The organism is Kribbella sp. NPDC003505 (assembly GCF_040610875.1).
In the GTDB taxonomy this organism is placed as follows: Bacteria; Actinomycetota; Actinomycetes; order Propionibacteriales; family Kribbellaceae; genus Kribbella.
The window spans coordinates 498,021-524,012 of the sequence record NZ_JBEXNA010000003.1 but is presented as its reverse complement, the minus strand read 5'-3'; the positions used below and the strand labels follow the sequence as shown (position 1 = coordinate 524,012).

Annotated in this window: 24 protein-coding genes and 3 pseudogenes; 10 read left to right on the top strand and 17 right to left on the bottom strand. The window is 69.5% G+C overall.

Annotated features, from left to right (window positions below; all coding sequences use genetic code 11):
- Nucleotides 1-8: 8 nt before the first annotated feature.
- Nucleotides 9-1,082, bottom strand: coding sequence for a LacI family DNA-binding transcriptional regulator (locus tag ABZX12_RS11555; RefSeq protein WP_355692183.1), 1,074 nt, complete (start codon nt 1,080-1,082; stop codon nt 9-11).
- A 55-nt stretch (nt 1,083-1,137) separates the two neighbouring features.
- Between ABZX12_RS11555 and ABZX12_RS11550 the strand changes: the two genes are divergently transcribed.
- Nucleotides 1,138-2,244 carry a hypothetical protein gene (locus ABZX12_RS11550; protein WP_355692181.1) on the top strand — a complete coding sequence of 369 codons (1,107 nt, stop codon included), beginning with the start codon at nt 1,138-1,140 and terminating at the stop codon, nt 2,242-2,244.
- Nucleotides 2,245-2,303: 59 nt separating this feature from the next.
- On the opposite strand, the gene ABZX12_RS11545 is transcribed toward ABZX12_RS11550, so the two are convergent.
- From ABZX12_RS11545 to ABZX12_RS11530, 4 genes and pseudogenes are all read right to left on the bottom strand, one after another.
- Entirely contained in the window at nt 2,304-2,411 is a 108-nt protein-coding gene (locus ABZX12_RS11545; RefSeq protein WP_355692180.1) for a family 20 glycosylhydrolase, read from the bottom strand.
- A gap of 58 nt (nt 2,412-2,469) precedes the next feature.
- Nucleotides 2,470-2,550, bottom strand: a pseudogene (locus ABZX12_RS11540) (transposase); the annotation flags it as partial.
- Between the two features lie 358 nt (nt 2,551-2,908).
- Nucleotides 2,909-3,381: pseudogene (locus ABZX12_RS11535) on the bottom strand (transposase); the annotation flags it as partial.
- Nucleotides 3,382-3,499: 118 nt separating this feature from the next.
- Nucleotides 3,500-5,314: a hypothetical protein gene (locus ABZX12_RS11530; RefSeq protein WP_355692178.1), complete on the bottom strand. Its 1,815-nt coding sequence runs from the start codon at nt 5,312-5,314 to the stop codon at nt 3,500-3,502.
- Nucleotides 5,315-5,429: 115 nt separating this feature from the next.
- Between ABZX12_RS11530 and ABZX12_RS11525 the strand changes: the two genes are divergently transcribed.
- Both ABZX12_RS11525 and ABZX12_RS11520 read left to right on the top strand, forming a co-directional pair.
- Nucleotides 5,430-6,359: an LLM class flavin-dependent oxidoreductase gene (locus tag ABZX12_RS11525; RefSeq protein ID WP_355692176.1), complete on the top strand. Its 930-nt coding sequence runs from the start codon at nt 5,430-5,432 to the stop codon at nt 6,357-6,359.
- Nucleotides 6,356-7,909: a mucoidy inhibitor MuiA family protein gene (locus ABZX12_RS11520; RefSeq protein ID WP_355692174.1), complete on the top strand. Its 1,554-nt coding sequence runs from the start codon at nt 6,356-6,358 to the stop codon at nt 7,907-7,909. The genes ABZX12_RS11525 and ABZX12_RS11520 overlap by 4 nt, the downstream gene beginning before the upstream one ends.
- 29 nt (nt 7,910-7,938) lie before the next feature.
- On the opposite strand, the gene ABZX12_RS11515 is transcribed toward ABZX12_RS11520, so the two are convergent.
- Nucleotides 7,939-8,436, bottom strand: a complete 498-nt coding sequence (locus ABZX12_RS11515) for a DUF2505 domain-containing protein (protein WP_355692173.1) — start codon at nt 8,434-8,436, stop codon at nt 7,939-7,941.
- Between the two features lie 210 nt (nt 8,437-8,646).
- On the opposite strand from ABZX12_RS11515, the gene ABZX12_RS11510 reads away from it, so the two are divergent.
- Both ABZX12_RS11510 and ABZX12_RS11505 read left to right on the top strand, forming a co-directional pair.
- Nucleotides 8,647-9,219 (top strand): sigma-70 family RNA polymerase sigma factor, encoded by a 573-nt coding sequence (locus ABZX12_RS11510; RefSeq protein ID WP_355692171.1) that lies wholly within the window; start codon nt 8,647-8,649, stop codon nt 9,217-9,219.
- A 43-nt stretch (nt 9,220-9,262) separates the two neighbouring features.
- Nucleotides 9,263-9,319: pseudogene (locus ABZX12_RS11505) on the top strand (Rv0909 family putative TA system antitoxin); the annotation flags it as partial.
- Between the two features lie 13 nt (nt 9,320-9,332).
- Here the strand turns inward: ABZX12_RS11505 and ABZX12_RS11500 are convergent.
- A complete protein-coding gene (locus ABZX12_RS11500) occupies nt 9,333-9,791 on the bottom strand; it encodes a hypothetical protein (protein ID WP_355692169.1) in 459 nt (152 codons plus the stop codon).
- A 194-nt stretch (nt 9,792-9,985) separates the two neighbouring features.
- On the opposite strand from ABZX12_RS11500, the gene ABZX12_RS11495 reads away from it, so the two are divergent.
- From ABZX12_RS11495 to crcB (ABZX12_RS11485), 3 genes are all read left to right on the top strand, one after another.
- Nucleotides 9,986-10,927 carry a hypothetical protein gene (locus tag ABZX12_RS11495; RefSeq protein ID WP_355692168.1) on the top strand — a complete coding sequence of 314 codons (942 nt, stop codon included), beginning with the start codon at nt 9,986-9,988 and terminating at the stop codon, nt 10,925-10,927.
- Nucleotides 10,928-11,142: 215 nt separating this feature from the next.
- A complete protein-coding gene (gene crcB, locus ABZX12_RS11490; protein ID WP_355692166.1) occupies nt 11,143-11,625 on the top strand; it encodes a fluoride efflux transporter CrcB in 483 nt (160 codons plus the stop codon).
- The gene (gene crcB / locus ABZX12_RS11485; RefSeq protein ID WP_355692164.1) at nt 11,622-11,993 is read left to right on the top strand and encodes a fluoride efflux transporter CrcB; all 372 of its coding nucleotides are present in this window, start codon (nt 11,622-11,624) and stop codon (nt 11,991-11,993) included. Before crcB (ABZX12_RS11490) ends, crcB (ABZX12_RS11485) begins: the two co-directional genes overlap by 4 nt.
- Here the strand turns inward: crcB (ABZX12_RS11485) and ABZX12_RS11480 are convergent.
- Nucleotides 11,990-12,559: a putative glycolipid-binding domain-containing protein gene (locus ABZX12_RS11480; RefSeq protein WP_355692162.1), complete on the bottom strand. Its 570-nt coding sequence runs from the start codon at nt 12,557-12,559 to the stop codon at nt 11,990-11,992. The two genes, crcB (ABZX12_RS11485) and ABZX12_RS11480, sit on opposite strands and share 4 nt — an antisense overlap.
- An 85-nt stretch (nt 12,560-12,644) precedes the next feature.
- Between ABZX12_RS11480 and ABZX12_RS11475 the strand changes: the two genes are divergently transcribed.
- Entirely contained in the window at nt 12,645-13,838 is a 1,194-nt protein-coding gene (locus ABZX12_RS11475; RefSeq protein ID WP_355692160.1) for an MFS transporter, read from the top strand.
- A 3-nt stretch (nt 13,839-13,841) separates the two neighbouring features.
- On the opposite strand, the gene ABZX12_RS11470 is transcribed toward ABZX12_RS11475, so the two are convergent.
- Nucleotides 13,842-14,015: a CsbD family protein gene (locus tag ABZX12_RS11470; RefSeq protein ID WP_355692158.1), complete on the bottom strand. Its 174-nt coding sequence runs from the start codon at nt 14,013-14,015 to the stop codon at nt 13,842-13,844.
- A gap of 57 nt (nt 14,016-14,072) precedes the next feature.
- Nucleotides 14,073-15,746 carry an alpha-amylase family protein gene (locus ABZX12_RS11465; RefSeq protein ID WP_355692156.1) on the bottom strand — a complete coding sequence of 558 codons (1,674 nt, stop codon included), beginning with the start codon at nt 15,744-15,746 and terminating at the stop codon, nt 14,073-14,075.
- Nucleotides 15,747-15,902: 156 nt separating this feature from the next.
- Between ABZX12_RS11465 and ABZX12_RS11460 the strand changes: the two genes are divergently transcribed.
- Nucleotides 15,903-16,697: an NPP1 family protein gene (locus tag ABZX12_RS11460; RefSeq protein WP_355692154.1), complete on the top strand. Its 795-nt coding sequence runs from the start codon at nt 15,903-15,905 to the stop codon at nt 16,695-16,697.
- 36 nt (nt 16,698-16,733) lie between these two features.
- On the opposite strand, the gene ABZX12_RS11455 is transcribed toward ABZX12_RS11460, so the two are convergent.
- The 7 genes from ABZX12_RS11455 to ABZX12_RS11425 all read right to left on the bottom strand — a co-directional run bounded on the left by ABZX12_RS11455 (nt 16,734) and on the right by ABZX12_RS11425 (nt 25,953).
- Nucleotides 16,734-17,357 carry a helix-turn-helix domain-containing protein gene (locus ABZX12_RS11455; protein ID WP_355692153.1) on the bottom strand — a complete coding sequence of 208 codons (624 nt, stop codon included), beginning with the start codon at nt 17,355-17,357 and terminating at the stop codon, nt 16,734-16,736.
- On the bottom strand, nt 17,354-18,286 hold the full coding sequence (locus tag ABZX12_RS11450) for a GTP-binding protein LepA (RefSeq protein ID WP_355692151.1): 933 nt from the start codon (nt 18,284-18,286) through the stop codon (nt 17,354-17,356). The genes ABZX12_RS11455 and ABZX12_RS11450 overlap by 4 nt, the downstream gene beginning before the upstream one ends.
- 190 nt (nt 18,287-18,476) lie before the next feature.
- Nucleotides 18,477-21,005 carry a X2-like carbohydrate binding domain-containing protein gene (locus ABZX12_RS11445; RefSeq protein ID WP_355692149.1) on the bottom strand — a complete coding sequence of 843 codons (2,529 nt, stop codon included), beginning with the start codon at nt 21,003-21,005 and terminating at the stop codon, nt 18,477-18,479.
- Between the two features lie 48 nt (nt 21,006-21,053).
- Nucleotides 21,054-22,694, bottom strand: coding sequence for a carboxylesterase family protein (locus tag ABZX12_RS11440; RefSeq protein ID WP_355692147.1), 1,641 nt, complete (start codon nt 22,692-22,694; stop codon nt 21,054-21,056).
- Nucleotides 22,691-23,158 (bottom strand): hypothetical protein, encoded by a 468-nt coding sequence (locus ABZX12_RS11435; RefSeq protein ID WP_355692145.1) that lies wholly within the window; start codon nt 23,156-23,158, stop codon nt 22,691-22,693. The genes ABZX12_RS11440 and ABZX12_RS11435 overlap by 4 nt, the downstream gene beginning before the upstream one ends.
- Nucleotides 23,159-23,268: 110 nt before the next feature.
- Nucleotides 23,269-24,648: a glucose-6-phosphate dehydrogenase gene (locus ABZX12_RS11430; protein ID WP_355692144.1), complete on the bottom strand. Its 1,380-nt coding sequence runs from the start codon at nt 24,646-24,648 to the stop codon at nt 23,269-23,271.
- 36 nt (nt 24,649-24,684) lie between these two features.
- Nucleotides 24,685-25,953 carry a hypothetical protein gene (locus tag ABZX12_RS11425; protein ID WP_355692142.1) on the bottom strand — a complete coding sequence of 423 codons (1,269 nt, stop codon included), beginning with the start codon at nt 25,951-25,953 and terminating at the stop codon, nt 24,685-24,687.
- Nucleotides 25,954-25,992: the final 39 nt, after the last annotated feature.

Here is a 25,992-nt window from a genome sequence, read left to right as displayed (position 1 = left end):
GTGTCCCTTCAGGAGGTTGGCACAGCGGACGTGCGGGGCCCGGGGAGGCTGGATCCGCGGACCACCAGCTCCGGCTCGAGCAGCACGTGCTGCGGCTCACGGGGATCGCCGGCCATCAGGTTGTCGATGGCCTGGATCAGTTGCCGTCCGACCTCGTCGATCGGCTGGCGCAGGGTGGTCAGTCCCGGGCTCACCAGGGCGGCCGTCGGCGAGTCGTCGTACCCGGTGATCGCGACGTCGGCGCCCGGCCGCAGCCCGCGCTCGTGCAGGGCGCGCATCACGCCGAGCGCGAGCGTGTCGGAGGCACAGACCAGGGCGGTCGCGGGGCGGGAGGCGTCGAGCATCCGGTGCGCGGCCTGCCGGCCAGCTTCGAGGGAATCGACCACCGCCGCTTGCAGGTCGGTCTCCAGCTCCCGGTCGCGGCAGGCGTCGAGCCATCCTTCGCGGCGGTCCTGGCCGAGCTCGGACTCCGCGAGCCAGCCGATGTGGCCGATCCTCCGGTGTCCTTGGGCGGCCACGTGATCGGTCGCCGCCCGGGTCCCGGCACGGCCGTCGACGTCGACCCAGGCCAGGCTGTCATCGCCGTCCCAGGAGCGGCCGAACGACGCGAACGGCACGCCCCAGGAACGCAACGCCGCGACCCGGTCGTCGTTGTGATGCGTCTCGGCCAGCACGAACGCGTCGATGGAAGTCTTCTTCAGCAGGTCCCGGTACGCCTTGATCTCGCCGGCCGGTCCGTCCTCGGCGTGGCACAGGATCAGGTGGTACCCCGCCTCGACCGCGGCGGCGTTCAGCACGTACAGGAAGTCGTCCATCAGCAGCGACGCCTTGTCCGGCCGGGACGGCCGCATCTTGAAGGCGATCAGCGACGAGCTCCGGTTGCGCAGCGCCCGGGCGGACAGGTTCGGCTCGTACCCGAGCTCCTCGACCGCGGCCAGGATCCGCTTGCGGGTTTCCGGCGCCACCCGGTCGGGGTTGTTCAGCGCGTTCGACACCGACTGCGCCGAGACGCCCGCCCGCTGCGCGACCTGCACCAGCGTGACATGACCGTGCGGGGCCGGCCCTCGGTTGGTGTGCTGCATCGGAGCTCCTGGATATTAACGTTAAAAAGATTGTCTGCAAGCTACTGAGTCGCGAGTGGCGTCGTCAAGAGCTGAAGCGGAGTCGGTGGTTTTAACGCTAACAATCGGCAACCCTTCGGGCAGTTATCCACAGGCCGCGAAGTTCCTCCGTCCGCGGCCGGCGGAAATCCGTACGTTCTTGGGGCAAGGAGGTGCTCGAATGAACAAGCACAGGAATCACCGCCGGCGTGGCCGGCAGACGCTCGGAGCCGACCAGCACCCGCATCCGCAGCTCAGGCCGCTGACCGTCGGGCAGGCCGCGCGATTGGTGCGCCTCGCAGAGGCAGCAGCGGCGAAGCGCGGCTTCGCGATGCGGTACGACGGCGTCGCGGCCCTGGTGCCGGTCGGAACCGGGGATGTGTCTGCAGACGCGGCCGGCGGAATGACCGCAGGTCTGGGCAACCTCGCCCTCAAGGTCGCGAAGCTGCCACGACAGCAGTGGCACGCCGAGGTCAGTGATCACTTCGATCAGATGCCCAGACCCGACGAAGTCGTCACGGTGCCGGACGACCTGGAGAACAAGCTCTATCTCAGGCTCGCGTGTGCAGCGTTCCACGATCCTGACATGGTCCGCGACACACCTGAATTCGTGCCGGGTGTCGTCGTGGTGCCGGCTGTCTACGTGGGTCGCGCGGCCGCGATGTATTTCGACGTCGACAGACTCGGTCTGACACGAGATCAGGCCACCCGGATCGGCCTCGCAAACCTGCGCCGGATCCAGGACGAGGTCGAGACCGTGCAGCTGGCCGGGGCCGAGCTGACCGTTATCGGCGGAGGCATGTTCACCGCGTCGAGAGCGCTCGTGTTCGACACGGTGCTGCGCGAATCGCTGCGGGTCGAAGACCCTGCCCACGGTTGTCTTGTCGCCATGCCCGCGCGCGACCAGCTCGTGATTCATGTGCTGCGAGACCACACGGCGCTGAATGCACTGGCTGCCATGGTGAGCCGGACCGCCGAGCTCTTCACCATGAGCCCGGGCGCGGTCAGTCCGCACGTGTACTACGTGATCGAGAACGAGTGGCACCAGGTCACCGACTACTCCACCGGCACCTTCCATCTCCACGAGGTCCCCCCACTCACCGAGGCCCTGGAGCAGCTCGACGCCATCCCGAAGGCCGCATGATCGCCCGATCCCTGCAGGCGCGCCTCGCCCGAGGGTCTCCCGGGTCGCTGGCGGTTCACCTAGATCCGCCAGCCCTGGTCGTCGGACAGGTGCAGGTGCGGCCGGTTGATCTTGTGCAGCGACACCAGGTCTCGCAGGTCGGTGTCGTGCTGCGTCGGAACTGACACCCCGCGCGAACGGTCAAGTCCTGTGGAGTGAGGCCGCGGCAGCGGCGTCACTTGCCCGTTCGTCGTGTTGTTCGGCCAGAACGGCTCCGGCGAGGCGGATGACCGCGGCGCGGTCGGGGAAGATGCCGACGACGTCGGTAGTGCCAGGTCCTCGGTCGTCTCGCGGGTCGCGCCCCGCAGACCGAACCTTCGGCGAGGGTGTGTTCGACTTGCTCGAGAGACAAGCTGATCCTTGTGCCCCGGGCGGCTTCGCGCCCACCAGGGCCAGTCGTCCTGGGTGTGTACGGCGGCGGCGTCGGCCGAACACCGAGTGCAGCATGGCCTTGTCCCTGCCCCAGGCGTGCTTGGGACATTGATATGAGGTTGGCCGTGTAGTGGGTCCGGTAGCACTGCCGTGACGCGCTCGGCACGACGCGCAGCTCGCCGAGCTGCGGACGCTAGGCGAGCCGACGAAGGTCGCCTGGGAGCACAACGTCCAGGTGATGATCGCAACGACCAAGCCCGGCGTGGGCGTCGGAGGTCACCAACGTGACGCCGTTCAGACCGCGGGCGACCAGCGCCTTGAAGAAGCTGTTACAAGCAGGGCCCGGACTCGGCGGCGGAGGTGGCCGTGACCTCGATGGCCGAGGATCTCGCGGAACCCGTCGGTGTTCACGGCGAGCTGCCGGACGCGCGGGAGGACGTGATCACCTCCAGCGGTGGCGACCATGACCGCGATCTTGATCGCCTGGCCGCCGCCCTCGTGGACCTTCATCGTCAGCGCGTCCGCGGCCAGGAATGTGGACGGGCCCTGGACAGGTAGCTGGCCGCCACCATTGACGTCAGAGCCGCTTCCGCCTGGGCGCGGCGTTCGAGCAGCCGGTCCGGGAAATACGAGCGCTCGCGCTCTCGCGCTCTCGCGCAGTTTGGACACGGCGACGTTCAGCGAGCCGACCCGGGTGTCAAGCTCGCGGTGGCGATAGCCGTTGCGGGAGTTCACCCGATCCGGGTTGGCCTGCTCGAGGCGCGGCCATCGCATGAACCGCGGCGGCCACCACGCGATACGCCAATCCGCTGAACGCGACTCACGCCCAACCGCGCTGGCCGCCTCACGTTCCGCCTGGACGCGGGATTCGATGGGTGCCGTCGGGGTCTACATGGAAGGTGAAGCCGTGCGGTGTGGTCCATTCGAGCGTCTTGTGGTCGATGCGGTGCACGGACCATCCGCGGGCGTGCGTCTTCACCCGGTGACCGAACCGTCCGAGCGGCGCCAGGTTGGTGGTACTGGTCTGGCCTGTTGGCCCGTGAAGGTCGTAGGGCTCGATGTGATCGAGGTCGATGGTGTCGCTGGACTCGCGGGTGCCGTACGGGAAGAGTTCGACCGGGTGGATCAGTCGCACCCGCTCACGAATCCGAGTGGGGATCTCGTAGGCGTTGACGCTGACCGCGTCGTTCAGGTCGATGACTGGCTTCACCGTGTAGGGACCGTGCCCGACCAGTTCGGCCAACTGGCGGGCCAGCAGCGGCCCGATGCCCTCAGCCCGCACGACGCCGACACCACTCGCCAGCGTCTTGTCGGTGAGATGCACGATCACCTCGGTCCGTCCTGGACGCACGTGTCCCCTGATTCGGCCGACCCCGGTCGGGTCTGCGGAGTAGGCGTCCTGTTTGATTTGCGCGAGTCGTGCGTCGAGCGCCCGGAGCGCGGCAGCATCCATCGGTTGCGCCTCAGCGGTCCGGGGCCTCGGGTCGGGCGCGCGGCCGTCGTACGGATCAACCGGCAGATCGAGGTCGCGTGGCCCCGACGCCTCCAACCACGGATCCTCCATCGGTCCAACCGGCTCTCGCGGATCAGACAGCTCCAGCAGATCGTCCTCGCCGTCCGCACCCGCGACGTCGACCCACGCGAAGCCGGCACCGTCGGCCGTCACAAACTTCTCGCTTCCCGAACGCACGCGCTCGTCGGCAGCCCTGATCGTGCCCTCGCTCGTGGTCGCTACGTCGGCTCCGGCCCGAACGTCCGTTGTCGGGTCGGCTTCGGTCTGTGGGGCGGCTTGAGGTGGGGCGGCTTGAGGTGGGGCGTTGTCGTACGGTGTCGCGGCGCCTTGAGCTCGGGCTTGGGTGAGGAGTTCTTGGGTGAAGACCGGGTCGGCGATGATGCCGACGGCTTCGGCGCGGCGGTGCTGGACGGGGCGGGTGTCGCCGAAGGTTTGAAGGGCGTCGGCGATCGCGGCGATGGTCGCGTCGCAGCGCTTGACCGCCGCCGCAGCGGCCTTGATGTAGATGGTGTTGTTGCCGTGGCCGTCGCCGCGGCCGACGAACACGCCGCGCTCGTCGGCCGCTTCGGCGGCTTCGGTATCGGCGAGTTCGGCGTCGGCGAGTTTCTTCGCGGCGGCGACGATCTTGTCCAGCCGGTACGGCGAGATCGTGTCCACGAACGGCGCGACCCGGCGGTCGACGTAGGCGGCGGCGGTGTGGGCCAGCTTGGCGCACGACCGCACGATCTGGCACGCCTTCCACGGCGTTGCGTCGCCGGCCTGGATGCGGGCCCAGATCCGGGGGAAGCGGTGCCGCAGCGCGAGGCCGTCGGCGAGGATCTGGCGGCCGACACCAGGAGAGACGCCCAGCACGACGGCGAACTCGGCAATCGCGAACTCGGCGATCTCGGGGCAGCCCTCACCACCCAGCACCACCGCGCGCTCACCGCCGTCACGGGTGCGACGGCCCGGCCGGAGCCCGCGTCCTGCGGGGTCGGAGCGGTCGGCGTAGATCTGGGCGCACTCCAGCACCCGCGCGTCGGCCCTGCTGGCGACCGCGCGGCATTCGGCCGCGGCCTCCAGCAGGTCGCGGGTCGGCAACACACCCAGATCATTCTCGAACATGCGTTCGATTCTATCGCGCATACGACGATTCGCCAAATCCACCGAACCCACGAAATCCCATGCCTGCAAGGCGAAACGGCGAACTGCCTCTCGTTCCGAGCGGGCGATTCCCAGGCGGGAATTGCCCGGGCGGACGGCACTCGCGACGATCGGCGGTATGGACTTGGATGCGAAGGTCGGCGTGCTGCTGCCGACGGTGAGAGCGCAGTGGACGGCAGGCGACGACCCACGGCAGGTGGTCCGGCTGGCAGTCGAGGCCGAGCGGCTGGGGTACGACTCGGTGTGGGCCAACGACTCGGTGCTGACGCCGCGGATCGAGGCGTTGACGGTGCTGACCGCGGCTGCCGCGATGACCGAGCGCGTGACGGTCGGTACGGCGACCTTGATGCCGGTCACCCGACGTCCGGTGAACGCGGCGCACAGCCTGGCGTCGCTCGACCTGCTGTCCGGCGGCCGGCTGGTGGTCGGAGTCGGTGCGGGATTCCCCGGGCGCTTCGGCGTACCGCTGCATAGGTTGTCGGAGGTGCCGTGGGAGCGCAGGTTCGCGCGGCTGGACGAGACGGTCGCGCTCTGGCGGCGGCTGTGGAGTGCTGACGAGCCGGTGACATTCCACGGCGACGTACTCCAGCTGGACGACGTACCGCCGACGATCAGGCCGCACACCGCCGGCGGACCGCCGATCTGGCTAGGCGGATCGACCCCGGCCGCACTGGAACGGACCGGCCGGCTGTACGACGGCTGGCTGCCCTATCCCCCGCGCGCCGACGACTACGCCACCGGCCTGAAGGTCGTGCAACAGTCCGGCCGCGACGTCACGTCTGCGCTGTTCGTCTCGGTCGCGATCACCGACTCGCTGGCCGAAGGCGAGGACCGCCTCCGCGGCTACGCCCGCACCAATTACGGCATGGACCTCGAAGACCTCCGCACGATCCAGGCCGTCGTCGCCGGACCCCCGTCCCACGTCACCGAATACCTCCGGGCGTACGTCGACGCCGGCGCCACGCACCTCGTCTGCAGGCTCGCGGCCGCGGGCCTCGACGATTACCGCCGCCAACTCGAACTCCTCGCCGCTACTGTCAACACATGAGCGAACTTGTGGTGGATGCGCCGATCGTCGCGGTGACCGTGTATCCGGATCGGGCGCGGGTCACCCGGCGTGGGCGGGTGGTGGTGCCGGCCGGAGATCAGACCGTGTACGTCGAGCCGCTACCGCTGTTGCTGCAGGACGATTCGGTGCGCGTGTCCGGGCGCGGGCCGGCGACCGTACTCGGGGTGGACGTGGCGACTCAGCACCATCCGCAAGCTCCGGACGAGGCCGTCGCCGAGCTCGAGCGGCAGCGGCGTGCGGCACAGGACGAGGTCGCCGCGCTGACGGACGCGGACGACGTACAGGTCCAGCTCGAGACGTTCCTCGCGCAGCTGGCGAAGCGGGCCGGCGGAAGTTTCGCGCGGACGCTGGCGACGGGTGACTCGACCGCGGAGCTCGGCGGGTTCACCGAGTCGCTCGCGAGCCGACTGGCCGCCGTACGGGCGACCCGCCGGGAGCTGACTGCGCAGCGCCGGGACGTCGACGACCGTCTCGCCGCGATCGGCCGGCGGCTCGCCGCGCTCTCGGAGAAACGCACACCCGATCGGCGGTCCGCGGCCGTCACGCTCGAGGCCGAGTCCGAGGCGGAGGTCGAGATCGAGCTCTCGTACGTCGTGCCCGCGGCCGGCTGGTCCAGCTCGTACGACGTCCGGCTGCGGGGCGATCGGCTGACGCTCAACTGGTACGGCGTGATCACGCAGGCCACCGGCGAGGACTGGCCGGAGTGCGAGCTCACCCTGTCGACGGCCCGGCCGACCGTGACGGCGAAGGTCCCCGAGCTCGATCCCTGGTACCTCGACCGCTTCCACCCGCCGGTGCCTGTCGCCGCCGCCCCGATGATGCGCGGCGCGGCGCGGACGGACGCGTTCGCCGAGACCCTCCAGTCGGCCGCACCCGCCTTCGTGGAGCAGCAAGCGATCGTCGAGCAGGGCGTGACGGCGGCCAGCTACACCCCGCCGCGTCCCGTCGCCGTACCCGCGGACGGCGCGACCCACCGCGCGACCATCGCCGCGATCGACCTCGACGCCGAGCTGGACTACATCACGGCCCCGGTGCGATCCACCGACGTCCATCTGCGGGCCACCGTGGTGAACTCGTCCGTCCACACGCTCCCGGCCGGGAAGGCCGCGGTCTTCCACGACGCGGACTTCGTCGGCTCGGCCGCGCTGCCGCTGTGGGCGCCCGGCGAGGACGTCGAACTCGCCCTCGGCCTCGACGACCGCATCCGGGTGGAGCGCAAGATGGTCCGGCGCGGCGCGACGAAGGCGACGCTCGGCTCGACGCGGCGGCGACAGGTCGACTACGAGACGAAGATCGAGAACCACACGCCGCGGGCCGCCCGGGTCACGGTCCTCGACCAGTTCCCGGTCGCCCGCGACCACGAGATCACCGTCAAACCGCTGACCGCCGAACCCGAACCGGCGGAGACCACCGACCTCGGCGTCGTCACCTGGAAACTCGACCTCGGGCCCGGCGCCGAAACCGTCGTCAAGTTCGCGTTCCGGGTCGACACCGGCAAGTCGGTGGACCTGGCCGGGTGGCGCGAGTGATCAGCCGAGCTCCAGGTTCGCCATCATCCTCAGAGTGAGCCCGACAGCCAGGACCAGGCGACCTCGAACTTCTTCTCCAGCCGGGACCGGACCGCGTCGGCGACCAGTTGCTCGAGGCGCGCACCGACGACCGGGACCGACGCCGTCACCCGCAGGTCGAACGCCTGCGTCGTCCCGCGGCCTTCCGGCACGATCCGCGTCGTGCCGGTCAGTTTCACCGGCACGCCGGTCACCGCTCCGTCGACGTCGGCCTGTCGCGCCCCGTCGATGTCGGGCCGGTGCCAGATCTTCGACTGCTCCAGCTGCAAGCTGTTCCCGACGAACCTCCGGGCCACCACCGGTACGTCGGACAGTTGCGTCTGCCAGTGGAACTGCACCGCCAGGTCGTCGCCGTCGTCGCCCACCACCACGTCGTACGACTGCGCCCGGAGCCGCTGGAACACCTGCTCCTGGAACGTGATGTCGGTGATCATCGCGAACACCTCCTCCGGAGAGGCGTCGTACGACGTGGCGAGTGACAGATCCATGCGCCCATCTTGCACCGCCCGCAACCGACCGGTCAGCGCCCCTGCAGCCGGCGGCCGCCCGTGCCTTCGGCAACTGTGCGGACAGGTGGTGACACGGTGGGCGACATTCGGTAACCTTTTCGTGATGTTCACGGCGTAGCTGACTGAGAACGGGGCTTAGGAAGCGCATGGCCATCAACCACTTCGCACCGGGCGGTGCGTAGCCGACACATGTCCACACACACCGCCGCAGTATCCGACGATGCCGACGACGAGGAAGAGCTGATCAGGCTCGCGCAAGCGGGCGACGGAGCGGCCTTCGGGCGGCTCTACGATCGGTACCTGCCGTCGATCTACCGCTACACCTACTCCAAGACCTCGTCGCGCAGCGCGGCCGAGGATCTGACCAGCGAGACGTTCCTGCGGGCGTTCCGCGCGATCGCCCGGCGGCCGCGGGCGCACCTGAACTTCGCGGCCTGGCTGGTGACCATCGCCCGGAACGTGGTGATCGATCATCACCGGTCCGGCTGGAGCCGGCTGGCGATCGTCACCGACGAGGTCGACCCGCAGATCGACGACGCCATCGGGCCCGAGCAGGCCGCGCTGGCGTCGGTGAGTGAGGCGTCGCTGCGCGGCGCGCTGACCCACCTGCCCGACGACCAGCGCGAGTGCCTGCTGCTGCGGTTCTTCGCCGGCCTGTCGATCAGCGAGACCGCCGCCGCGATGGACCGCACCGACGGCGCCGTCAAACAACTGCAGTTCCGCGCCACGAACCGGCTGCGGCGCGTGCTGCAGGAAGGATGAACACACTCACGACCGGGATAGCAGCAACGAGTACAGCGACAAGGTGTCCGACGGCCTGGACAAGGCCGGCGACTTCGTCGACGAGAAGACCGGCGGCCAGTACGGCGACCGTCTCACGGCATTTCAGGCGTGGTGGCCAGCTCGATCAGGCGTTCGGCGACCTCGGCGCAGCGTTCCTCGGCGCGGCCGCGGGCCGAGCCGGTGAAGCGCAGCCGCGCGGTGGCGGTCAGCGGATCGGCGCGGACCTCGATCAGCGCTCCACCCGGGCGCGGCTGGACGTTCACCGAGATGCGGACCCAGCCGCCCAAACCGCTGCGCAGCCGGACGACCAGCTCGTGATCGGGCCGCCAGGTCTCGACGATCGCGACGACCAGCTGCCGGTTGTGGGCGTGGCGTGCGCGCGGCTGACGGCCGTCGTCCCGCTGGATGACACTGCCCGCCTGCGGCCAGTTCGCCGCGGCGCGGAGCTCCGGCGGGACGGCGATCATCCACTCCGCAAACGTTGCCGGGTCACGGATCACGGTCATGACGGCGTCGACGTCGACGGCGCCGAACCGCCAGGCCATCACCATCGAATTCGCTTCCCCAGTCCGCTCCGCGTGCGTACTCCCGTGTCTACCAGTACGCAGCGTCACCGGGACCCGCGCAGCGCTGTAGCGGACGTCACATCGACGGCGAACTTTTCTCCCGCGGCCGGACTCCAAGACGGTACGACGGAGGCTGGGGTGCCTCCGCGTGAAGGGGAGGGACGATCCAGATGTTTCGAATGACCGTAGGTCTGGCCTCGGCCGGCGTGCTCGCGCTGGGCCTGGGGGCGGCCATGATGCCGCAGGCGCAGGCCCGTCCGGCCGGACAGTCCGCAGCCGCCGGCACGACGGCGACCACCGCGGCGTGTTCGCTGCGGCTCGGCTCGGTGACGTCGACCGGCGCGTTCACCAGCAGGATGGTCAACGCCACCGCGCCGATCACGATCGGGGGCGTGCGCGGCACCGCCGGGGTGTTCGGTGCGAACCAGGTCCAGAAGATCAGCACGTTCACCGGCACGCCGGTCGGCACCAACGGCGAGGCGCGGTCCGGCCTCACCGTGATGGGCGGCGCGCTGTACTCCAGCTCGTTCGTCGTCGACGGGCAGAGCCAGCTCGACCCGCACTACCCGCACAACAACCTCCGGATCGGTGGCGGCTGGTCGAACTACCGCTGGATCGAGCAGTCGATCCTGCAGCCGGCGAACGCTGCTCAGCCGGCCCGCACGCTGCTGTACGGCCAGCGCACCGACGGCACAACGCACCGCTGGATCTCCGACGGCTCCGCCTGGCGCGTCAATGCCGGCGCCGGCGGACTCAGCACCGTCAAGGGCATCGCGCTGATCGGCCGCACCGCGACCTCGGAGACGTTCCTGGCCAACACCCGCACCGGCACGCTGGTCACGGTCACCTGGCCGACGAAGTACATGTCCGGCCCGACCAGCCGGGTCGTCCGCGGCTCCACCTGGCAGGGCTTCGAGCAGCTGATCGCGACCAACTGCGGCGCGACCGGCACGCTGCTGCTCGGCATCGACCGGGACACCAGGTCCGGCTACCTGTACGCCGTTGGTCATGCCAACGGAACGAGCACCGTGATCAAGAGTCTGGGCAAGGTCCCGCTGACCTTCTCCGACCCGCAGTACTTCCGGATCGCCCCGAAGTACGACGTCCTCAACGGCGGCTGACCTACCACCCGGACGCCGCCCTCCGGCTCCGGCCGGACGGCGGCGTTCCCGTGGACCGCTGAGCCGGCCGGTGGCGCCGGCAGCTATGCTGGTCCGAGTTCGACCGGCGGTGGGGCTCGCCGGATCCAACTGTCGCCATCCGGCGGCCAACAGTCCCTACCCGAGGAACCTCATGGCGCCGTGCCGCGAGGTCGATTCCGGTAGGAGGACTGTCTGTGGAGCAGCACCCCGTCAACCCCTTGCCCAAGGGGCCGGTCGACCCTGACGTCGACCTGCGGATCGACGGCCGCGCCGGGCGCGCGCACGACCCGTTGGTCCTCGGCGCGATCGCGGCCGGCGGAGCGATCGGCGCGTCGGCCCGGTACCTGATCGGGCTCGGCTGGCCGACGCCGGCGGGCGGGTTCCCGATCGGCACGCTGATCATCAACGTGGTCGGCTGCGGCCTGATCGGGATCCTGATGGTGCTGGTGTCCGACGTCTTCACCCGGCAACGCCTGCTGCGCCCGTTCCTCGGCACCGGCGTCCTCGGCGGGTTCACCACGTTCTCGACGTACGCCGTCGACATCCAGCGACTCGTCACGGACGGCCACGCCGCGACCGCGCTGCTCTACCTCGCGGTGACGATCGCCGGCGCGCTGCTCGCGGTGTGGACGACCGTGTCCGCGACCCGGGCACTGATCACCTGGAGGACCCGATGACGCGGCTGCTGCTCGTGATCGCCGGCGGCCTGGTCGGGGCGCCGCTGCGGTATGTCGCCGACCGTGCTGTCCAGGCCCGGCACGACTCGCTGTTCCCGTGGGGCACGTTCAGCGTGAACGTCCTCGGATCCCTCGTCCTGGGTTTCCTGACCGGCGCGGCAGCGGCCCTCCCCCGTGACCTCCAGCTGCTCGTCGGCACCGGCTTCTGCGGCGCGCTGACGACGTACTCGACGTTCTCCTACGAGACCATCCGCCTCTACGAGGACAGGGCGCGGTTTCTCGCGGTCGCCAACGTCACCGCGAGCATCGTCGCCGGCCTCGGCAGCGTGTTCCTGGGCGTGGCCGTCAGCGAAGCGGTCTGGGGTTAGCGGTCCCGGGTCGCGATGCCCGGGTAGTCCACCACCAACCCGGACGCGTCGAACACCAACTCGCACTCGAAGCCGAACGTCGCGGACTCGTAATGGAACACGTGCCGATCCGGTGCCGAGCTGGCGAGTGTGTAGCGCTGCTCGAGCCGCAGGACGCTCAGGTCGTCGGCCCGGACGAACGCGGCCGGTACGTCGAAGGTCGCGCCGGGGACGAACGCGAGCCGGTGGACGGGCAGCGTGTTCGTAACCGCCGACGACTCGAAGTCCACGTCCCGGCAGCCGTCGAGATCCGGCCGGGCGACACCGTCGACGCTCCAGCGGTCCTCCGCCGAGCGGGTCAGCCCGACCTGGTGGTCACCGGTCACGGTCGAGTTCACCGCGTGCACGGACTCCGTCGCCCAGTCGGCGCCGATGGTGATCTCGTACCCGACGTACCAGGTCGAGTCGTCCTCGCGGGCCGATGTCCGGCCGCGCAACCGGCCTGGCTCCGCGAACAGCACCTCGAAACCGACCCGGGCGCCGCGGTGCGTCCACGAGGCGGCGGCGGGCAGGGCGCGCAGGTCCATGTCCAGACTTTATCGGGGCATGATGAACTTGTCGGGTGACTGACCTCGCCGGCACGGTGTGCCTCGCTGTCCGAGGCTTGGAGTGATGCTCGACCGGTCGGAGTCCGCGCTGGGGATAGTCCTCCGATCACGCTTCTATCGCTCGGCGTTCCTGTCCCTGCTGATCGCCGGTGTCGGTCTCTCGGCCGCGACCCCGCAACTGACGCTCTTCCTGGTGCGGGAACTGCACACGCCGCTGCCTGTCGCCGGTCTGTACTACGTGACGAACCTCGCCGCTCCGGTCGCCGGGTTCCTGGTCGGGCGATGGTCGGACCGTGCTCAGGACCGGCTGCTGTGGTTCCGGATCTGCTCGGTGGTCGGCGCGCTCGGCTGGGCCGCGATGGCGTCGGCGACGGCGGTCTGGATGCCGTTCGTGATCAGTGCACTCGCGTTGAGCGTGGCCGGTGGATCGATGGCGCAGCTGTTCGCGGCCTGCCGCGACGAGTTGAGCCGGCACCCGACCCGGGCAGAGAACGGGGTCGTCGCGACCGTCCGGATGGCGTTCACCACCGGATGGATCCTGGGACCGGTGTTCGGCAGCTGGTTCGGCGGTGTCTTCGGCCTGCGTACGTTGCTGATGGCAACAGCTGTCTGCGTCTTCGCGCAGCTGATCCCGCTCGGCCGGCAACGCGTCGAGCGGTACGACGACCCCGGCGCGGACGGACCGTCCGAGCGCCGGCGGATCGACCGCATGATGCCGCTGCTGGCCTTCACCGCGGTCTGTGTGCTGGCGATGACCGGCGACACCATCAAGTTCGGGTACCTGCCGATCTACATGGCCGAGCAGTTGCACGTGTCGGACTCGGTGCGCGGCGCGGTCATCGGCATCCAGCCACTGCTCGAACTCCTGCTGCTGCCCGTCGTAGCACGGCTCGCCGACCGGTACGGCGCGATCCGGGCCATGACGGTGGGCGCCGTCCTCGGACTGGCCGGGAACCTCGCGTACGCCCTCAGTACCTCGGTCGTCGGCCTGTTCGTCGGCCAAGCGCTGACCGCTGGGTTGTGGGCGTGTGTCGGCGCGCTCGGCGTCTCGATCGCCCAACGGCTGTATCCCGAAGGCGTGGGGACCGCGTCCGGAATCTTCCTGAGCGCGATCCCCCTCGGCTCCGCGATCGGCGGGACCATCGGCGGCGTCGGCGTGGCCGTGATCGGCCTGCCGCACGTGTTCTTCATTCCGGCCTGCCTGACCGCCCTGGCGATTGTCGCCTTCATCGCCCTCGGCAACCGGGAGCAGAGCTGACCGTCAGTCCTTGAAGGCGTCCTTGACCTTCTCGCCGGCCTGCTTCAGATTCGCCTTCGACTTCTCGGCCTGCCCTTCGGCCTGCAGGTCGCGGTTGTCGGTGGCGTCGCCGGTCGCTTCCTTCGCCTTGCCCTTGGCGGCCTCGGCCGCATTCTCGAGCTTGTCCTTGTTGCTCATCGTCGTCTCCCCTTCCTTGCGTACGAGCAGCCGGTACCCGCGCCGTCCCCCCGCGAATCACACGAGATAGCGATCCCCCGGGCGCACGATCCGCAGCCAGCGGCAGCCGTACGGGGCGATATCGAGCGACAACACGCCGTCGTCACCGATGCTCTGCGTACCGGTGGCGAGCAGGTCGACCGCCCGCAGCCCCAGACCGTTGCCCGCGACGGCCAGGTCGACCCGGGCGGCCTCCGGCGCGAAGTTGTGCACGGCAACGATCGTGCCGTCTTCGTGGTCCGAGCGGTGCGCGAACACCGACCGCACGCCGCTGTCGAGGATCGTGCAGGTGCCCCAGGACAGCTCGGGAGACTCGCGGTACCGCTGGATCAGGAGTTTCATCCAGTTGAACAGCGAGTCGGGATCGCGCCGCTGGGCCGCCACGTTCACCTTGTCCGGGCCCAGCTCGCCCTCGACCATCGGCGCCGGCAACTGCGACGGGTCGGCGGTCGAGAACCCGCCGTTGGCGTCGGCCGTCCACTGCATCGGCGTCCGGACCGCGTGCCGGTCCTCGGCGGCGAGGTTCTCCCCCATGCCGATCTCCTCGCCGTAGAACAGCACCGGCGTGCCGGGTAGCGAGAACAACAGGCTGTAGACCATCCGGAGCCGGTCCTGGTCGTTGTCCAGCATCGGCGGCAGGCGGCGCCGCAGCCCGCGGCCGTAGAGCTGCATGTTCTCGTCCGGGCCGAACGCGTCGAACACTTCCTGCCGCTCGGCGTCGGACAGCTTGTCCAGGGTCAGCTCGTCGTGGTTGCGGACGAACGTCCCCCACTGCGCTTCCTCCGGCGGATCGGGCCGCTCCCGCAGCGCCTTCACCAGCTCGGCCGGATCGTTGCGGGCCAGCGAGAGGTAGAGCCGCTGCATCCCGATGAAGTCGAAACACATCGTCAACTCGTCGCCGTCCTCGTCGCCGAAGAACCGCCGTACGTCGGGATACGGCAGGTTGACCTCGCCGAGCAGCATCGACTGCCCGCGCCGGCGATGCAGGAACGCGCACAGGTCCCGGAGGAAGTCGTGCGGATCCGGTAACCCGGCCGCGTCCTCGGCACCGGCTGTGTCGAGCAGGAACGGCACCGCGTCCACCCGGAACCCGGACAGCCCCAGCTCCGACCAGAAGCCGACCACCCGCTCGATCTCCTCGCGCACCTCGCGATTCGCGATGTCGAGATCCGGCTGGAACTTCCGGAACCGGTGCAGGTAGTACTGTCCAGCCTCCTCGTCGTACTGCCAGAGGCTGGTCTCCTGGCCGGGGAACACGATGCCCTTGTCCGCGTCCGGCGGCGGCTCGTCGCGCCAGACGTACCAGCCGCGGTACGGCGACTCGCGCGAGGCCCGCGCGCTGCGGAACCACGGGTGCTGGTCCGAGGTGTGGTTGACGACCAGATCGGCGATCACCCGGATGCCGCGGTCCTGCGCCAGCGTGATCAGCTCGACGAGATCGCCGTGGGTTCCGAGCCGCGGGTCGACGCCGTAGAAGTCGCTGATGTCGTAGCCGTCGTCGCGATCCGGCGTCGGGTAGAACGGCATCAGCCACAGGCAGGTGACCCCGAGTTCGGCCAGGTGGTCTATCCGTTGGCACACACCACGCAGGTCACCCCGCCCGTCGCCGTCGGTGTCGAAGAAGGTCTCGACATCGAGGCAGTAGATGACCGCGTTCTTCCACCAGACGTCGGCGGTTTCCGTCAGGCGCATGCCCCGCCGGTACCCGGCGTCCGGCGGCCCACACGCCCCACCGCGGCAGATGTCCGTTCTCGCTCCATCCATCTGAGGTATAGGCGGAAGTGGCCGGTTCCTGCCACCCTCGTCTCGTTCCTTTCCGCCCTGAATTAAATGTCGAAGGAGCAGTCGATGCAGGATTCCGCCCCACCCCGCCGCGGCGTGCGCAGGACGCTCGGCGTCGTCCTCGGCACCGTCGCGCTGACGGTGACCTCGGCCGCGCTGGCCTACGCCGCCCCGCCGCCGCACCTGCCGCAGAACGCCGGCGGCTACGAGCAGTCGTTCTCACCGGCCTACGACTACGACATCGACGGCTGCTACGCCGTCCCCGCGATCGGCGCCGACGGCGCGCTCAATCCCGGCCTCAACCCGACCGGCGCCGTGAACGGCAACTGCCGTGACCAGTCCGACCTCGACAACTCGCAGACCTACGCCCGCTCGAAGTGCGACAACGGCTGGTGCGCGATCGTGTACGCCAGCTACTTCGAGAAGGACCAGGCGGTGCCGGGCAGCAGCCTCGGCGGACACCGGCACGACTGGGAGCACGTCATCTCGTGGGTGAACCAGTCCACCAACCAGGTCGAGTACGTGACCACGACACAGCACTCGAGCCAGGTCACCTACACCCGCTCGCAGGTCAGGTTCGACGGCTCGCACCCGAAGGTCGTCTACCACAAGGACGGTGCCGGCACGCACTTCTTCCGGCTTGCCAACAGCAACGACGAACCGCCGGAGAACCACTACCACGACTGGCGGTACCCGCCGCTCGTCGACTGGAACGGCTACCCCAGTACGTCGCTGCGGGACACGCTGATGAACGCCGACTTCGGCTCGGCGACGATCAAGATCACCGACAAGGACGACCGGTTCCGCAACCTGCTGAACGCGTCCAGGCCGTCGGGGATCCCGTTCGATCCCTGGGCCTGACCGGCCAGACGGGCCGGACCCGGCCGGCGTGCGCGCTCAGTCCCGGGCGCGCACGCCTGCGGTCAGCGACTCCGCGATCAGGTCGATCATCGCCGCGTGCCGCTTGACGGCCGTGTCGGCCTGCCCGAGCGCGACCGTGTCGAGGAAGACCCGGGAGACGACGAGCTCCGCGGCCGCCTGCACCCGCTCCGGATCGGCCACCACGTCGTCGGCGCCGGCCAGCACGCCGGCGACGGTCTCGGTCGCCTCGGCGAACAGCTCGGCCGCCCGGGACGCGATCTCCGGCCGCCCCTGCGCCTCGCGGAAGACGATGATCCGCGCGGCGCGGTCGTTCTCCAGCTCCTCGGCCATCGCGGCGACCATCGCACGCAACCGCCGCCGTACGGTCCGGCCGCGCGCCGCGGACCGCAGCACCTCGCTCGGCGCCGGGCGCTCCTGGACCACCGCGAGCAGCAGGTCGAGCTTGGTCGCGAAGTGGTAGAACACCAGCCCCGACGGTACGCCGGCCTCGGTGGCGATCCGCGCCGTCGAGGTCGCGTCGTACCCGTGCTCGGCGAACAGCCGCTCGGCGGTCTCGATGATCAGCTGCCGCTTCGACGGCCGCCCCGGGTGGCGGCCCGGGTGGCGGGTGGTGTGGCGCGCGTGCGCGTGCGTGGTCATGAGCCTGCTGGTTGGGCCGCGGGCCAGACCTCGCCTTTCCGCTCGGCAGCGAGCACGGCGGCCCGCTTCAGGGACTTGAAGACGTAGTCCGGCACCCGCAGCCCGCGGCGGTGTGCCCACATCAGCTCGTGCTCGGCGCGCCCGACCTGCCGCGCGTACTCCCGCAGCTCCGCCTCGCCGCCGTCAGTCATCCTCAGCGCGTCCATCACGTCTCCGAAATCGGCCACCTGTCGCTTGTTGTAGGCACCGACTACTTCGAACGTACGCCTCCGCAGCCCGCGCGTCAGCCATTTCTGCCAGCCCGACAGCTGATCCCACAGCTGCTGCGCGGCCAGCTGGTAGTACGCGAAGTGCCCCGGCTCCTGGCGGCGGATCGGCGCGATCACGGTGGCCGCGACGGCGCGCTCGCCGAGCTCGACGAGCCCGGCGTGCAGCTTGTTGTAGGCAAGGACCGCGGACCGCTCGGTGGCCAGTCCGGTCAGGTAGTAGAGCATCCGGCTGATGTCCTGCACACCCGGCACCCGGCCGAGCGCGCCGAGGAACTTCAGGCTGAACGAGACGTCGGTCAGGTTCGGGACGTGCGGGTTGACGCCGAGCAGATCCTGCAGCTTGTCGAGGATCTGCCCGTGGCGGGTCTCCTGCGGCATCCAGACGTCGGCGTAGAAGTGCTGGTCGACCTCGGGCGGATCGGGCAGCAGGATGTTCAGCTCGAGCACGTTGCGCTCGACCTCGAGCTCGACCCGGGTCATGTAGGCCAGCACGGACCCGAACCGCTCGGCCAGCAGGCCCGGCTTCTTCATCGAGTAGTCGACGCTGCCGAGCGGAATCGGCGGGTGCTCCTCGCCCAGCCGGTCGACGTGATCGGCGAGCCGGGAGTCCTCCCGCCGGCGACCTCGCCGGCGCGGAACGGTCAGATCGCTCAACGACATAAGGCGGCACCTCGCTCGTCCGTCGGGGATGCCAACGTGATCCCCCGAAGGCAAGGCTAACAAAGTAACTGACTGATCAGTCAGTCAGAGCGGCCTCCGGTTCTGTGAGCCCGGCAACACCACGGCGGGCGGCGGTCCAGGGGACCACCGCCCACCAAAGGCGTTGTATTACTGGGCGATCTATTCTGAGCTACTTGGCGAGGCTGTAGCGGATCGTGTCGTTGCGGAGCACGTCGCCGTTCACCTTGACGATGCGCAGGACGTGTTGCGCGTTCCGCAGACCCGTCGCGGTGAACACTGTCCGGTTCGTCACCCTGGTGGCGTTGTGCAGGTTCACCCGGCGGACCACCTTGCCGTCGACGTACACGTCCGCGTCACCCTGGTCCGGGGCCAGCGCCGTACTCCACTCCACACCGGTGCCGGTGAAGGTCAGGCTGACCGCCGCACCGTCAGCCTTGGCGGCGTGGATGTCGTCGCGGTAGTCGCCTCGGAACCGGACGTCGAGCGCCGCACTGCCGACCGGCAGCGTCGCCAGGTACGCCTTGCCGATCGTCACCGTGTTCCCGTTGACCGTGTAGTCGGTGCCCTTCACCAGTTCCTTGCCCGCGTTCGCGATGCCGTCCAGTTCGCCCGGGTCACGCCCGAGCTGGACGCTGACGTCGGCCGGCGCGAACTTGTCGAACGTCGCGGTGTCCGGGGTGAGCAGACTCTCCTGCCGGATGTTCAGCTTGTCGAGCAGCATGAACTGGCCGGACTTCTTCACGCCGCGGATCGTGTGGCTGCCGTTCGGCAGGTCCGAGATGCTGTACACGACCTGCTGGGGTTTGTTGTGTCCCTGCGCCGGGTCCATGTACGTGCTCACGGTCTGCTTGAACTCGCCGTCGATGTAGATGTCGACGTCGCCCTGCCCCGGATCGGTCTCGGTGACGTAGTCGACGCCGTTGCCGACGAAGCTGTACGAGAACGAGTCGCCGTTCCCCTCCGTCCACTGCACGTCGTCCTGGTAGTCCCCGAGCCCACGACCGCCGCTGTAGTTCCAGTTTCCGGTGTAGACGATCTGCGAGTTGTTGTTGTTGATCTCAACCGTCCGGGTGCCGACGTCCGCGGTGGTGGTCGCCTGCGACTCGGAGTCGGCCGTCGGTGCCAGCTTCTTCTCCAGCACACCTTCCGGCGCGGCCGCGCGCGGGGCGGCGGCGGATGAGTCCGACACGTTGACGGTCAGGGCCTGCGAGACCGCGGGGACCTCGTAGTTGCCGTTGCGCTGCCACGTGCCGTCGTACGTGACCCGCGCGTCGTCGTCGTTGACCGAGATCGCCGCGCCCTTCTGCGGCGTGACCTTCAGCAGCCGGACGCCGTGGATCGGGACGTCCTTCGCGGTGTAGCCGGAGGCGAACGTGCCGAGGTCCGTGCGGGCCCACAGGTCACGCACCTTCGCAGCGCCGTCCAGGCCGAGGTCGGCGAAGTTCACCGTCATGTCGGCGTCGGTCTGACCGAGGTTGAACAGGGCAACGGTGTACGAGCTGTCCGGGTTGAGCGCGAACCACGTCTGACGGTTGGTCTTCATGGACAGCGGGTGCGCCGGACGGCCGGCCTGGTTGACCGCGATCACCTCGCGGTTGGTCAGCAGTTCGAGACCGTACGAGTCCAGCCTGGTCATGTCGTTGCCGATGTACATCGGCGCCGCGGAGACCGCCCACAGCGTGGCTGCCGTCCGGCGTTCGTCCTTGGTGAGGCCGTCCATCTGGCCGTTGCCGACGTCGAGCGAGTCGAGGTCGTTCCAGCCGCCCGGACCCGCGTGCCGCCACCATTCGGCGAGCTTCGGGAACAGCCGGTTGATGTTCGGCCAGGCGGTCAGCGCCGTCCCCGTGCAGTAGCACTCGACGTCCCACTCGATCCGCCAGCCGTTGGCGTACTGCTTCCAGGTGTCGGCGTAGTTGATGTCCAGCGCCCAGGACAGCTCGAGCCAGATGTTGTGCCGCTTCAGGGCCTGCGACCACGCCTTCACGTCGTCGCGGGCGTCCACCGACAGGTCACTGATGCCCGACCCCGGGGTCACGCTGTCGAACTTGAGGAAGTCCAGGCCCCAGGAGCCGAACAGGTCGGCGATCGAGTCGATGTACTTCTGCGCGCACGGCTTCGAGAAGTCGATACGGTAGCCGATCCCCCAGTAGTCGCCCTTCTGCAGCGGCAGCACCGGAAGGTCACCGGTCGTGCACCCCGGGGCGTTGTAGATCGGCAGCTTGGCGTCGATGACGGCCTTGCTGATGCCGGGGATCGTGTACAGGCCGACCTTCTGGCCGTTGGCGTGGATGTGGTCGATGACCGCCTGCAGGCCGTTCGGGTAGAGCTTGGTGCTCGGCTTCGGCCGGCCGTACTCGTCGATGCCGTCGTTCCAGCCGGCGTCGATATTGATGTACTCGTACCCGTACGGCTGCAGCTTGGCGTGCATCGCGTCGGACTGGGCGATCAGCTGATCCGCCGTGATCCAGCTGCCGCCGTTCGGGTTGTAGACCTGCATGCTGTAACTGCTCCAGCCCATGTACGGCCGAACAGCCTTGTCCCCAGCAGGTCCGGGAAGGACCGTGGCGGCGGTGACGGCGGTGGCGGCAGTGGCGGCCGGTGCTGCTGTCGACGTACTCGAACCTGCCGGCAGCAGCCCGGCGACCACGAGCGCCGCAACCGCGGCACGTAGCACCCTGCTCCGAACGGACTTGGTCATGGCGGTGACCTCTCTGAGAGAACCGAATCGGATAGGATATTGGAACTATTACTTAACCTTGTCAAGATTCTGTGCGAAAGTCGCACAGTGATGACGGGCCGCGAAGTCCGTCGAGACCTGTGCTGCCGGGAGCTCCAGCGACAAGACCTTGCCCTGGTGGGCGTACGACGGCCAGGGCACCGACGGCGTCGACGGGTTGCCGGTCGCCGCGAACCTGACCCACGCCGCGCGCATCGAGTCCGCCAGCGCGGTCTGCTCGGCGTTCAGCGCGACCGGGAAGGGCGCGTTCGGCAGGTCGAACAGGTACCACATCTCCGAACCGTGCGTGGCCACGTTGAGCAGGCCTGCCGGGGCGAAGAGGAACGGGGCGGTGTCGTCGTTGAACTCGTAGCCGTACGTCGGGACGCGGCCCGCGGTCGCGGTGTTGACCTGACCGACGCCGCAGGCGAAGGTCGCGTCGCCGATCAAGGTGCCGAACGCCTTGTCGGGCGTCGGGTAGGCGGACAGCGGGTAGTCCTTGGCGATCGCCGCGGCCTGGGCCGGCGAGATGCGCAGCGCGGAAGCGATGTTGGACTCGTAGTTGTCCGCCGTGACGGGGCTGGTGTACGCGACGTTGTAGCCGCGGCTGACCACATGGCCGCCCAGCGTGAACAGTGCCTCTTCGTCGTGGTTGCTGCCGTTCAGGATCGTCACGTCGTTGAACCGGCCGGCCCTGAGCGCCGTACCGATGGACTCCTTCAGCACCGCGCCGTCGACCACACCTGGGATCGTGGCGCTGGCTGCGTCGACGTTGTCGACCAGCGCCTGCACAGGAACGTTTCGCAGGCACTCCGCCGACTGGTCCGCGCAGCCGACCTTCGTCGCGAACTCCGTGCCGGACGCCTCCGCCTTCGCCAGCGGCTCCTGCTCGAGCGCGAACGCGCCGCTCTCCACGATCGCGCGCTGGAACAGGCCCTTCGAACTGCGGGAGGTGACGTGGGCGAGCACCGACAGGCCGCCCGCCGACTCACCGGCGATCGTGACGTTGTGCGGGTCGCCGCCGAACCGGCCGATGTTGCGCTGCACCCAGCGCAGCGCGGCCTGCTGGTCCATCAGCCCGTAGTTGCCGGCCGCTCCCCTCGACTCCAGCGCCGGGTGGGCGAGGAAGCCCAAGGCGCCGAGCCGGTAGTTGACGGTCACGACGACCGCACCGGCCTTCGCGAGCTTCGTGCCGTCGTAGTTCGAGCCGCTGTCGCCGGTCAGGCCACCGCCGTGGATCCAGACCAGCACCGGCTTCTTGACGACCGGGTGCAGCGCCGGCGTCGTGACGTTCAGGAACAGGCAATCCTCGGACAGCGCGGCGCTCGGCGGAGCGACCACGCTCGGCGCCTGCGGACAGCTCGCGCCGTACGCCGTGGCGTCGCGGACGCCGAGCCAAGCGGCCGCCGGCTGCGGCGGGCGCCAGCGCAGGTTCGCAGTCGGTGCAGCGGCGTACGGCACGCCGCGGAACGAAGACGTGCCGTCGACGGACTGGCCGCGGACGGCACCCTTGTCGGTGGCAACGACCAGGCTCTCGTCGGAGCTGGAGATTGCGGTGGTGGAGCTGGCGTCGGCGGCTCCGGCAGCGGTCAGTGCGCCGGCGCCGACCGCCAGCACCGCGGCCGCGGCGCCGAGCAGGACGCGCGGGCGCCGGGAACGAATGATTCTCATGCGTCGTGTACCTCGTCTGTCAGGGGGTAGCGGGACTCGATCGCCCGCAGGGTGCCGGCGAATGCCTTGCCCAGGACCTGCTTGCCGACCAGCGCGAACAGGCCGCCGACCAGGCGGCCCTTGAGGTTCTTGCCGTCCCGGACCACGACCACGTCGATCGTGGTCGTGCCGTCCGCACGCTCCGTGAGCGTGTAGGTGTGGCCGGACGCCCCGCCCCAGTGACTGGAGTCGGTCGTCGTGAGGACGATGTGCCGCGGGTCGGACCAGTCGTAGCTCAGACGCTCCCACACACCGCCGCCACCCTCGGTGACATCGGCGTACCCCGGTCCCTGACTGTGGACCCGGAGGTAGTCGTCGTGGCTGTTGGCGAAGAGTTCCGCGCGGCCCGGCCCGAAGTCGGTCAGCCCCGCGACGAACTGCTCAGGCTTCAGCGTGGTGACCGCGCTGAAGTGGATGGTGGTCATGGATCCGTTCCTATGCTCGAGAGTGAATCGCTACTGCTTTCACTCTCGGGCCGGACGTCCACCCGTCGCCCCAGGGTAAGTCCCTGGTCCGGTGCCTGCCGCCGGGCAGGCTAGGCGGCAGACTCCCGCTCTGCCTGCCAGTCGGCCGGTCCGTCGGAGCCGGCCGCGTACTCCTCCAGGGGCACCTCGCCGGCACGCCAGGCGGCCAGCACGGGCTCCACGATCTCCCAGCACCGCTCGGCCACGTCACCGCGCACCGACAGCAGCGGGTCGGCGCGCAGGATGCCGTTCAGCACCTCGCCGTACGGGAGCACCGACGACGACGGCAGCGTCGCGTCCAGGAAGACCTGGCCCATCGTGTACGGGCCGTCGACGCCGAGCGCCGGGACGGACAGGGACAGCTCGCCGGGGTTCAGGCCGATCCGCAGCGTCTCGCCGTCGCGGCCGCCGTGCAGACCCGACGGCAGGTGGCGCAGGGGCTTGAACTTGACCACGATCTCCTTGCGGGCCGCGCCGAGCGCCTTGCCCGACCGCAGCGTGAACGGGACGCCGGCCCACCGGTTGGTGCCGACCTCGACGGTCACCTCGGCCAGCGTCTCGGTCTCCCGGGCCCGGTCGACTCCGGCTTCGTCGGCGTACGACGGAACCACGCGACCGTCCGCGACACCCGCGGTGTACCGCGCCCGCCGGCTCGCCTCGAGGGCGGAGCCGCCGTACAGATGCGTGCTGCGGAGCGCGCGGGCCATCTCGCTGCGCACCTCGACGGCGTCCATCGTGGCCGGGGCGTCCATCGCCAGCAGCGCGAGGACGAGCAGCAGGTGGCTCTGGATCATGTCCACGAGCGCGCCTGCGTTGTCGTAGTACTGGGCGCGGCCCTCGAGCCCGAGGGTCTCGTCGTACACGATCTCGACGCTCTCGATGTGCTCCGCGTTCCACACCGGCTCGAACAGCCGGTTGGCGAAGCGCAGGCCGATCAGGTTCAGCACGGCGGTGCGGCCGAGGAAGTGGTCGACGCGGTGCACGTTCTCCTCGGGGACGAGGTCGCCGACGAGCTTGTTCAGCGCGGCGGCGGACGCGGCGTCGGTGCCGAACGGCTTCTCGAACGCCAGCTCGGTGCCCTCGGGGAGGTCGGTCTCCTGCAGCTTCGCGACGATCTCCGTCGTCACGGCGGGCGGCAGCGAGAAGTACAGCACCGGGGCCGGACCGGCGAGCTCCAGGAGCCTGCGCAGGTGGGCGGCGTCGGTCGGGTCACCGGCGAGGTACTGCGTGGTCGCCAGGGTGCCGGCCGCGGCGGGACTCAGCTCGGTCCCGAAGGCGGAGCGGACGCGGTCTGTCCACTCGTCGGCGGCGAGCGGTGAGCGGCCGGTGCCGATGATCCGCACGCTCGAGGCGCGCGGTCCGGCGAGCAGACTGCCCAGGCCCGGCAGCAGCAACCGGGAGCTCAGGTCGCCGCTGGCACCGAAGATGACGACGGTTCGTTGACTTGACACGGACACACTCAACCACGAGAGCGGGAACCGCATTCCCTACCCGGCAGTTGTCTCGCGGTTCGGGTACGGCGTGTCCGGGAGGCCGAGGTTGCGCCAGACGAACCGCGGCACCCGGCCGAGGAAGCCGCGCAGGTACGCCGAGCAGAACGCGATCGCGGGCTGACTGTGCTCCCCCGGCGCGAACCAGACCCAGTCCCCCTCGATCCGGAACGGCGCCCCCGGCGTCGCCATCAGGTACTCCATCTGGCGCGGGTGGACCACGTCGTAGGCGAACTTCGTGTCCGCCGAGAACACCGCGAACCGCTCGTTGAACGCGTTGCTCTCGAAGCCGATACCTTTGCGGAGCCCGCGCTGCCCGACGCTCAGCTGCGGCATCCGGACCGGCAACTGGAATCCCAGAATCGGCTCCGAGTGGTGGTCGACCACGGTCCGGGTCTGCGAGTTGCCGTTGCTGTCGGTGTACGACTCGGTGTGCGACGTCTTCCAGTGGTGCTGGAACGCGACGAACGGCGGCCCGTCACCGTCGCGGCCGCGAATCACGTCCTGGGTGCGGTGACCGTAGCCGCCGCGATTGATCGGCGTGTACTGCAGCAGGCTGTCGTCGACCCCGATCCAGTACCAGTCCGGGTGGTGGTAGAACCGCAGCCGCGGCTCGGGCTCCGGCTGGATCCAGTGGTCGAGCGGCGTGGCGTCGATCGCCGCCGCGATCGCGCCGAGTTGCTCCAGCCACGGGCCGAGCTGATCGATCTGCTTGCGCGGCGGGTTCAGCACGACGACCTGGTCGCCGTCGATGCCGAGGTTCACCCCGGGCTGACCGGCGGCCATCGCGCCGAGCCGGCCACACAGCTGCGCGGTCAGGACCTCCTGCGCGAACGCCGGGTCCATCGCGCCGATCTGCCACCCCGGGCCGAGCTGCGGCGGGGCGACCACGCCGTGCGCGAGGACGCCGTACCGGGGCGCGGTCTCGCCGCCGGTGATCCACAGCTCCGGGAGCCGCCGCGACAACGTCACCATGCCGACCCAGCCCGACCAGTACGTCGACTTGTACTCGATCACCTGGAACGGCCTGCCGGCCGCGGTCAGCCCGGTGATCTGGTCGTCGGGTTTGCGGAGGAAGCCGAGACCGAACGGCGGGTTGCTCAGCCGGGCCACCGCGTCGAACGTCGGGCTGTTCACGAAGCTCCAGCCGCGCTGCCGGATCGACCCGATGTACCGCTGGCGGCGGACGAGCGCGACGATCCCCCAGGCGATCGCGGCCGCCACCAGCAGCAGCGCGATCGCCATCAGGACGACCAGTCCGCTCACTTCCACTCCCCCGATCCGTCCCGGCTGCCTGCACGATAG